The organism is Mycobacterium sp. (assembly GCF_049673265.1).
GTDB lineage: Bacteria > Actinomycetota > Actinomycetes > Mycobacteriales > Mycobacteriaceae > Mycobacterium.
On the sequence record NZ_JBATXN010000712.1, the window covers coordinates 1 to 9,249 of the forward strand.

A 9,249-nucleotide genomic window follows, 5' to 3' on the forward strand; every position below is an offset into this window, starting at 1 on the left:
TTCCTGGCGATGGACCCGCCGCGGCACACCTTCCTGCGCAAACTCGTCAGTGCCGCGTTCACGCCGCGCCAGGTCAGGCGCATCGAGGATTCGATCCAGGCCAACGCCAAGAGCATCGTCGAGGAGCTCAAGGCGGCCGGCAGCGGCGCCGACTTCGTCGAGCACTGCGCCAAGGACCTGCCGATCCGCACGCTGTCGGACATGGTCGGCATTCCGGAGGCGGATCGCCACCGCGTGGAACATGCCGCCGATGCCATGGTCTCGTGGGCCGACCCGGTCTACCTGAACGGCCGGCAACCCATGGAGGTGCTGTTCGAGGCCCAGATGACCGTGCATCAGGTGGCCTTCGGGCTGGCCGCCGAACGTCGCGAGCATCCGGGTGACGACTTGTTCACCAGCCTGGTGAATGCCGAGGTGGACGGTGATCGGCTCGCCGACGCCGACATCGCCGCGTTCTTCGTGTTGCTTTCTGTCGCCGCAAACGACACCACCCGGCAAACCACCAGTCATGCACTCAAGGCGCTCACCGATTTTCCCGATCAGCGCACTTGGCTGCTAGAGGATTTCGACGACCGCATCAGTGGCGCAATCGAGGAGTTCATCCGCTGGGCTAGCCCGGTGATGACCTTCCGTCGCACGGCCGCAACGGATTTCGAAGTCGGTGGCCAAACCATTCGGGCAGGGGAGAAAGTCGTGATGTTCTACCCGTCCGGCAACTGGGACACCGAGGTCTTCGAGCATCCGGAGCGGTTGGACTTGAGCCGAAGCCCCAACCCGCACGTCGGTTTCGGCGGCGGCGGAGTGCACTTCTGCCTCGGGGCACACGTGGCGAGAGCGCAACTGCGCGCGATCTTCGGCGAGCTCTTGCGTCAGCTGCCGGACATCCGGGCAGGCGAACCGATCTACGTGCCCGGCAACTTCATCCACGGGATTCGCAGCATGCCCTGCACTTTCTGATACTTCACCGCGTCGAGTGCGGGCTTGTGTCACGCATTTTCGCGGAAGCCGCGCATTAAGCCCACACTCGGCGAGTCGATAGCTCCTCGGCCAGCAGCGTCAGCAATTCCGAGCAGCCGCCAACGACCTTGACGGCGGCCAGGTCGTCGCCGCGGGTGGGCCCGCGGTTGACGATGGCGACCGTAATGCCGCGCGCCGCGGCATGGCGCACAAACCGGTAGCCCGAAAACACGGTCAACGACGATCCGGCCACCAACAGCGCATCGGCCGCGTCGACAAGTGAAAATGCTTGTTCGACAATAGCTTTAGGCACACTCTCGCCGAAATAGACGATATCGGGTTTGAGTATGCCGCCACACGATGGGCAGTCCAGGTAGCGGAAGCCGGCAGTGTCGGTGACGACGGCATCGGCGTCCGGAGCAACCGACAGCGCGCCGCCAGACCCGACGCGTTCGATGAATCCTGGGTTGAGCGCATCGAGTTTTTCGCCCAGTGCCGCGCGGCTCATCGACTCGCCACAGTTCAGGCAGATCACCTGCGCATAGGTGCCGTGCAGGTTGACGACGTTGTCACTGCCGGCCTTGGTGTGCAGTAGATCAACGTTTTGGGTAATGACCCCGGTCACGACGCCCTCGCGCTCCAGCGCGGCCACCGCCCTGTGCCCGGCGTTGGGAAGCGTTTCATCCATGTGCCGCCAGCCGACGTGATTGCGCGCCCAGTAGCGCCGTCGAAATAACGGGTCCGAGGTGAACTGCCGGATCGTCATCGGATTGCTCGGCGGCGAATCAGGTCCGCGGTAATCCGGGATACCGGAGTCGGTGGAAATCCCCGCGCCGGTCAACACGGCGACCCGGCGACCGGCCAATAGCGCGACCAGCTCAGGAGATTCCGCGCAGGCCGTCACGCATTCGAGGGTACGGCCCTTGGCTGCCCCGCAGAGCTGGCGGCGGAAGCGCCGGTCCGCGTGGTTGCCGCTTGAAAAGACTGTTTGCTGTTTACCCCGCTTCCGGTGCCTCGCCGGAATACACTCACGTTTGCTGGGTCGGAAATCATTCTAGGGCGCGCGCCGATGTCGCAATTGTTCATAAGCCATTCGAGCGCAAACAACGCGGAGGCCGTGGGCCTGCGCGAGTGGCTCGCCGATGAAGGCTGGGACGACATCTTTCTCGATCTGGACCCAGCGAAAGGAATAGCTGCCGGCGACCGGTGGGAGCGCGCGTTAAATGAAGCGGCGTCACGCTGTGAAGCGGTGCTGTGTCTGCTGTCCCGCCCTTGGCTGGATTCACGTTGGTGCTTAAGGGAATACATGTGGGCCCAACGGCTTAACAAGCGTTTGTTCGGCGTGCTTATCGATCACCTCGACCCGAGCGCCATTCCGGCGGATCTGAGCGGAACCTGGCAACTTGTCGATCTGGCCTGCGGCCGCGACCACCGGACTTTCTCGGTGACCCTGCCCAAGACACATCAGCAGTGTGAGGTCAGCTTCTCCGGCGAAGGACTTGAGCGGCTGCGGGCGGGGTTGGTTCAGGCGGGCCTCGATCCACGGTTCTTCGATTGGCCGCCAAAGTCAGACCCGGAGCGACCTCCCTACCGCGGTCTGAAACCCCTCGAGGCTGAAGACACCGGAATTTTCTTCGGCCGTGATGCGCCGATCGTCCAAGCGCTGGATCAGCTTCGCGGTTTGCGCGAGTCGGCGCCGCCACGGCTGATGGTGCTGCTCGGGGCATCGGGCGCGGGCAAGTCGTCGTTCCTGCGAGCCGGCATATTCGCGCGAATCGAGCGCGATGACCGCGCGTTCGTGCCGTTGCCCATCATCCGGCCCGAACAGGCGGCGATCTCCAGCGAGACCGGTTTACTGCGCGCACTCAAAGGCACCCTCGATGCAGCCGGGATCGGCAGGCCGCGCGCCGAGCTGCAAGCCGCGATCGACGGCGGCGCTAAAACGCTGCGGCCGATCCTGCAAGGGCTGGTCGACAAGAAGACGCCGCCGACCCTCGGTGACGATGCCCGTAAAAAGCAACCGACACTGGTGATATCGATCGACCAAGGCGAAGAACTCTTTGTCGCCGAAGGCCAGCAGGAAGCCGACCAGCTGCTGGCCCTGCTGCGGGCATTACTCATCACTGATCAACCCGCGGCGATCGTCATCATCGCCATACGGTCGGATACCTACAGCCACTTGCAGGAAAGCCAAGCATTCCAGGGTATCCAGAAGATCCTTTTCGATCTCGGGCCGATGCCGAGGGGGTCGTATGCAGAAGTAATCAAGGGCCCGGCAACGCGATTGGAGAAAACCAACCGACCCCTGAAGATTGAAGAGGACCTCGTTGACACGCTGCTCGGCGATATCGAGGCTAGCGGCGCCAAGGATGCCTTGCCGCTCTTGAGTTTTACCCTCGAGCGCCTTTACCTGCAGAACAACGGTGCGGGCGCTTTGACGACGGTGGACTACGGAGCGCTGGGCGGCATCAAAGGGTCGATCGAGGCAGCCGTCGAGCGAGCTTTTACAACGGCAGATGCCGACCCAACCATCCCGAACGACCGCAAGACCCGACTGACCCTGCTGCACAACGGTCTGATTCCCTGGCTGGCCAGCGTCGATCCCGACACGCGCGCGCCTCGCCGCCGCGTGGCGCGCTTGTCGGAGATACCCGCGGAATGCCGCCCGCTGCTCAAACACTTGGTGGACCAGCGCCTGCTCACCAAAGACGTCGTGAAGAAATCCAAGGAAGTCAGCATCGAGCCGGCGCACGAGGCGCTACTGCGGCAGTGGGATCTGCTCGCGGGTTGGCTCAACGAAGACGCGGGACTTCTCGCGGTGCTCGAAGGCGTCAAGCGGGCCTCCGGTGAATGGGTCCAAAACGACAAGAACGCAACCTGGCTTGCGCACTCAGCGGGCCGGTTGGCGGCTGCCAACCGGCTGTGCGAACGCTCCGATCTCGCGGCCAACCTCGCGCCGAACGAGCGCGACTACATTGCCGCATGTCGGAAGGTCGAGTCGGCAGGGCGGAAAAGAAAGCGCCGCACCAGGATTGGTGTGTACGCCATGCTGGTCAGCATCATCATCGGTCTTGTCGGCTGGATCAATCAGGCCACGATCAAAGACCAAATCAACTGGTACACCAAGATGCGCCCGTACATGCTGTCGAACTACCGCCCCTACCGGCTTACTGCCGATGCCGAGCGAGCGTTGAAGCCGGGCAACCACTTCCATGAGTGCGGCACGAACTGTCCGGAGATGGTGGTCATTCCGGGCGGCGAATTCACCATGGGATCACCCAGCAACGAACCGGGACGGGACCGCAACGAAGGCCCGCAGCATCAGGTGAAGATCCCGCATGCGTTGGCGGTGTCGCAGTTCGATGTGACATTCGATGAGTGGGACGCCTGCGCCAAGGTTGGCGGTTGTGCGCAGGCTCCCGACGGCGGATACGGGCGCGGGCCGCAGCCCGCCATCAACGTCACCTGGGATGACGCCGACCGGTACGCGAGATGGCTCTCGAAAATGACCGGCCACACCTACCGGCTGCTCAGCGAGGCGGAATGGGAATACGCTGCCCGGGGCGGCACGTCGACCACCTTCTGGTGGGGTGACACAATCGGCAACGGAAACGCCAACTGCAAAGGGTGCGGCAGCAAGTGGGACGGCCGCGGGCCATCCCCGGGCGGGTCGTTTAAGCCAAATCCATTCGGCCTCTACGACGTCAGCGGCGACGTCTGGCAATGGGTACAAGACTGCTACCACTCCAGTTACAACGGCGCCCCAGCCGACGGTTCGGCGTGGATCAGTGGCGCGGATTGCAGCCTGCGCGTCGACCGTGGGGGATCCTGGGTGACTGGACGCGACACCGCGCGCGTCGCCGAACGGGGCAACTACGACGAAAACAATCGCAACTACAGCCGCGGGATCCGGGTCGCCAGAGAACTCACCCGATGAGGCTGGCAGGCTGTGCGTCATGCCGGTCATGTCTGCTTGGCGCGTTGCGCTGATCGCCTGCCTGATGTGGGCGGCGGCCACAGCACCGCTTCCGGTGCATCCGTTGGACGCGCCGGCCGTACGGTTGGCTGACACGCTGTCGCCCAACGCCACCGGGCGGATCATCGCGCTGTATCCCCGGATCACGGACGCACAAGCGTTGGCCGTTCCCGGCGGTGAACAGGTGCCCGATTTGCACCTGACCCTGGTGGACTTCGGCGACACCGGTTGCAACCTCGACGAGGCCGCATTGAAACGACGACTCGACGAACTCGCCGCGACCAACGCCCATCCGATCGAGGCCAAGGCGTTCGGTCATGCCATTTTCAACCCACAGAACGGTCAGTCCGACACCGCGGTGGTGTATGTGGTGGGAGACTCCGCCGATCTGGACCCGTGGCACGACCAGGCGATGCAGCTGGCTACCCAGTTCTGTGCTCTGCCTTCACAACACGACCCCTGGGTACCGCATATCACTGCGACTTACGGACCATCGGATGAGGTGCTGAGCTTTACCGGCCCGGTGGTCTTCGACCGTCTTGGGCTGATTTGGGACGGCCGCACCACGTACTTTCCATTGCAACCCACCGCGCCAGGCTCCGGATAGCTATCCGGAGTCCAAACACTTCGCCGCTGACGTCAACTCGACATCCATGTTCTGCTCCATCATTGTCAGCGCCGCCTTGCCCAACTCGGCGTCGATGTGGGCGACGGCGTCTGTCGGGATCACAACCGGGATGTGGCGCACGTAGGCGTCCAGCGCGGTGTAGAGGATGCATTGCTCAGTCACCTGGCCGGTCAGGATCAACTGCTTGGTCTCGAGCCGATTAAGCAGATACGCCAATGCCGTCGCGTAGAAAGCGCTGTGGCGGACCTTGGTCAGCACCCGGCTTCCCTCGGGCGGGACGATCGGATCCACCAGGTCGGGGCGTGCCCCGTTGCACGCCGAGCGGACGATATCGGAGAACTCGGCGGTGAAATCGCCGTAGTTGTCGTTGACGTACACCAGGTCGACGTCGTCGGATTCACCGGCGCGTCGAATCAGGTCGGCTAGCGGGTCGATGATTTCGGCAACATTGGGTATCAGTACTTCAGCGTCGGGATGCTGATAGGTATTCAGCATGTCGACCACCAGAACAGTGGTATCGCTCATGCTGTGGTGATACCCGAAGGCCGGGCGTTGACACCGCCTGGGCGACAATGGAAGGGCGATGGACTTTTATAACGCCTACCACCAGGGGTTTGTCCGCGTCGCGGCGTGCACACATCACTCCGCGATCGGTGAGCCGGCGGCCAATGCCGCATCGGTTCTGCGGCTGGCTCGCCAGTGCCACGACGACGGTGTCGCGCTCGCCGTTTTCCCGGAGCTGACGCTGTCCGGGTATTCAATCGAGGACATCCTGCTGCAAGACGTGTTGCTCGACGCCGTCGAGGATGCCGTGTTGGATGTCGTCAACGCTTCCAGTGACCTTCTGCCGGTCCTGGTGGTCGGTGCTCCGCTGCGCTATCGGCACTGTATCTACAACACCGCGGTGGTCATCCATCGCGGTGTTGTGCTTGGCGTGGTGCCCAAGTCGTACCTGCCGACCTACCGGGAGTTCTACGAGCGCCGTCAGATCGCGCCGGGTGACGACGAGCGCGGCACTATCCGCGTCGCCGGCATGTACGTGCCGTTCGGGCCCGACCTGTTGTTCGCCGCATCGGACCGGCCCGACTTCGTGCTGCACGTCGAAATCTGCGAAGACATGTTCGTGCCGGTGCCGCCCAGCGCTGAAGCGGCGTTGGCGGGCGCGACGGTGCTGGCCAACCTCTCCGGCAGCCCGATCACGATCGGCCGTGCCGAGGACCGCTGCCTGTTGGCCCGCTCGGCGTCGTCGCGGTGCCTGGCCGCTTATGTCTACGCCGCCGCGGGGGAGGGCGAATCGACGACCGACCTGGCCTGGGACGGCCAGACCATGATCTGGGAGAACGGTGTACTGCTCGCCTCGTCCGAGCGCTTCCCCAAAGGGGAACGGCGTAGCGTCGCCGACGTCGATACCGACCTGCTTCGCTCCGAACGGCTGCGGATGGGGACCTTCGACGACAACCGGCGCCACCACCGGGCGATCGCGGAGTCGTTCCGGCGCATCGAGTTTCGCCTCGAACCGCCGGCCGGCGACATAGGGCTGCGCCGCGAGATCGAGCGCTTTCCATTCGTGCCGGCCAATGTCGAACGCCTGGAACAGGATTGCTACGAGGCCTACAACATTCAGGTTTCTGGGCTCGAACAGCGGTTGCGCGCGCTGAACTATCCCAAGGTCGTCATCGGGATTTCCGGGGGGTTGGACTCGACGCACGCGCTGATCGTGGCCGCCCGCGCGATGGATCGCGAAGAACGGCCGCGCAGCGACATTCTGGCGTTCACGCTGCCCGGCTTCGCGACCGGAGAGCGCACCAAACGCAACGCTGTCGAGCTGTGCCGAGCACTTGGTGTCACCTTCTCCGAGATCGACATCACCGAATCCGCGAAGCTGATGCTCAAGGAGATTGATCATCCATTCTCCCGCGGCGAAAAGGTCTACGACGTCACCTTCGAAAACGTCCAGGCCGGACTGCGCACCGACTACTTGTTCCGGCTGGCCAACCAGCGCGGCGGGATCGTGCTGGGGACCGGCGACCTCTCCGAGCTGGGGCTCGGCTGGTCGACATACGGTGTCGGGGACCAGATGTCACACTACAACGTCAATGGCGGCGTGCCCAAGACGTTGATCCAGCATCTGATCCGCTGGGTCATTTCGTCCGGGCAATTCGAATCGGACGTAACCGATGTGCTGCAGTCGGTGCTCGACACTGAGATCACTCCGGAGCTGGTTCCCAGCGGCGAGGAGGAAGAGCTGCAGAGCAGCGAGGCAAAGGTCGGACCCTTTGCGTTACAGGACTTTTCGCTCTTTCATGTACTGCGCTTCGGGTTCCGGCCGTCGAAGATCGCGTTCTTGGCCTGGCATGCGTGGGGCGACGCTGAGCAGGGCAGCTGGCCCCCGGGGTTCCCCGAGGACAAGCGGCCGTCATACTCGCTCAAGGAGGTTCGGCACTGGCTGGCAGTCTTCGTGCAGCGGTTCTATTCGTTCAGCCAATTCAAGCGCTCGGCGCTGCCCAACGGACCCAAGGTGTCGCACGGCGGCGCGTTGTCGCCGCGCGGGGACTGGCGCGCCCCGTCGGACATGTCAGCACAAGCCTGGCTCGACGAGATCGAGCGAGAGATTCCCGAAGAGTAGAAGGCAGCAAGCCAGCCATGGTCAGGGTTCTGAATTGGTTTCCTCGCGGCGTCCGGCGACACACAGCCGGGCTGCATACGCCAGTGCGCTGAAACCGTATAGCGCGGCGACCAGCAGCAGCCAGCGCCCAAAGAAGGGTTGTTGGCTCTGACCGGTGGCCGCAGCGTAAGTGGCTTGTCCCTGTTGGATGATCCCGGGAAAGAACAGCAGTAGTGACAGCCCCGCCGCTAGGGTCGGTACCCGCAAATAATTCAGCGACGACACCCGCGGCAACGGCCCTGCGCGCCGATTCCTCACCGCTGCAAGCGCAGCCGTGACGGAGCGATCGGCCAGGGCGTAGAGCGGAAACAGGACCAGGTCGTGAGCGATGACCGCGGCAAGGAACCAGACCGCGATCGACTGCCACCACACCGTAGAGTTCCAGAGGGCATGCGGGCCGAGAACCGTCACGACATATCCGGCTAGCGCCCACGCGGCGACTGTGCCTAGCAGATGTAACGGATTACTGCCGTAGAAGGCGGTGAAGCTGGTGATCAGTCTGCGCATATCAGCGCTGTCCGAATTCGATGGACCGTACCCATTTGGTGTTGTGCACACCCGGCAGCGCGGGCACTATGACGCGCGCGGGGTAGCCGTGGTCAAAAGACAGGTCAACGCCGTTGACCTGAAGTGCCAGCAGTGAGTCGGGGTTGCGCACCTGATTAGCCTGCAGGACAGCGTGATTGAACGCGCCAGCCCGCTCCAGCGAGCGCACGGTGGCTCGGGCCGGGTTGGGCAGCCCGGCCAGGGCCGCCAGATCGCGGAGACGGATTCCGGTCCACGTCTGGACGGTCGACCATCCTTCGACACAGGCGATCGGCAGCTCGGCGGTGTGCTGCGGCATCGCTTCCAGGGCGGTCCGACTCAACAGCATCTGCCCCGAAAGACCTCGCACGCTGAGCCGCCAGTTGGAGCCGGTGTCGGCCGGCGTGATTGCCGCGGCCGCAGCGGTTCTATTGGTCTGGAAATCGTTGGGACCTGTACCGCGGCTCCGTCCGCGCGGCAACAGGAACGCCGCGCGAC

General features: G+C 63.8%; 8 protein-coding genes. 4 read left to right on the forward strand and 4 right to left on the reverse strand.

Annotation, left to right across the window (positions count from 1 at the left end; genetic code table 11):
* Positions 1-957: cytochrome P450 (locus tag WBF82_RS24205; protein WP_424385457.1), on the forward strand; the 957-nt coding region annotated here is incomplete at its 5' end.
* A 55-nt stretch (positions 958-1,012) separates the two neighbouring features.
* Here WBF82_RS24205 and WBF82_RS24210 read toward each other — a convergent pair.
* On the reverse strand, positions 1,013-1,861 hold the full coding sequence (locus WBF82_RS24210) for a Sir2 family NAD-dependent protein deacetylase (RefSeq protein WP_424385458.1): 849 nt from the start codon (positions 1,859-1,861) through the stop codon (positions 1,013-1,015).
* A 165-nt stretch (positions 1,862-2,026) separates the two neighbouring features.
* Between WBF82_RS24210 and WBF82_RS24215 the strand changes: the two genes are divergently transcribed.
* Complete coding sequence (locus tag WBF82_RS24215; protein ID WP_424385459.1) at positions 2,027-4,894, forward strand: SUMF1/EgtB/PvdO family nonheme iron enzyme; 2,868 nt, start codon at positions 2,027-2,029, stop codon at positions 4,892-4,894.
* Between the two features lie 28 nt (positions 4,895-4,922).
* Complete coding sequence (locus WBF82_RS24220; RefSeq protein WP_424385460.1) at positions 4,923-5,540, forward strand: 2'-5' RNA ligase family protein; 618 nt, start codon at positions 4,923-4,925, stop codon at positions 5,538-5,540.
* Here WBF82_RS24220 and WBF82_RS24225 read toward each other — a convergent pair whose 3' ends face one another.
* Entirely contained in the window at positions 5,541-6,086 is a 546-nt protein-coding gene (locus WBF82_RS24225) for a cysteine hydrolase family protein (protein ID WP_424385461.1), read from the reverse strand. It lies immediately after the preceding gene.
* A 58-nt stretch (positions 6,087-6,144) separates the two neighbouring features.
* Here WBF82_RS24225 and WBF82_RS24230 point away from each other — a divergent pair, with 58 nt between their 5' ends.
* Positions 6,145-8,187: an NAD(+) synthase gene (locus tag WBF82_RS24230; protein ID WP_424385462.1), complete on the forward strand. Its 2,043-nt coding sequence runs from the start codon at positions 6,145-6,147 to the stop codon at positions 8,185-8,187.
* A 21-nt stretch (positions 8,188-8,208) separates the two neighbouring features.
* Here the strand turns inward: WBF82_RS24230 and WBF82_RS24235 are convergent, their stop codons facing one another.
* Together WBF82_RS24235 and WBF82_RS24240 are read right to left on the reverse strand one after the other, a co-directional pair.
* On the reverse strand, positions 8,209-8,733 hold the full coding sequence (locus tag WBF82_RS24235) for a hypothetical protein (protein ID WP_424385463.1): 525 nt from the start codon (positions 8,731-8,733) through the stop codon (positions 8,209-8,211).
* 1 nt (position 8,734) lies between these two features.
* The coding region (locus tag WBF82_RS24240; protein WP_424385464.1) for a molybdopterin-dependent oxidoreductase at positions 8,735-9,249 on the reverse strand (515 nt) is incomplete at its 5' end.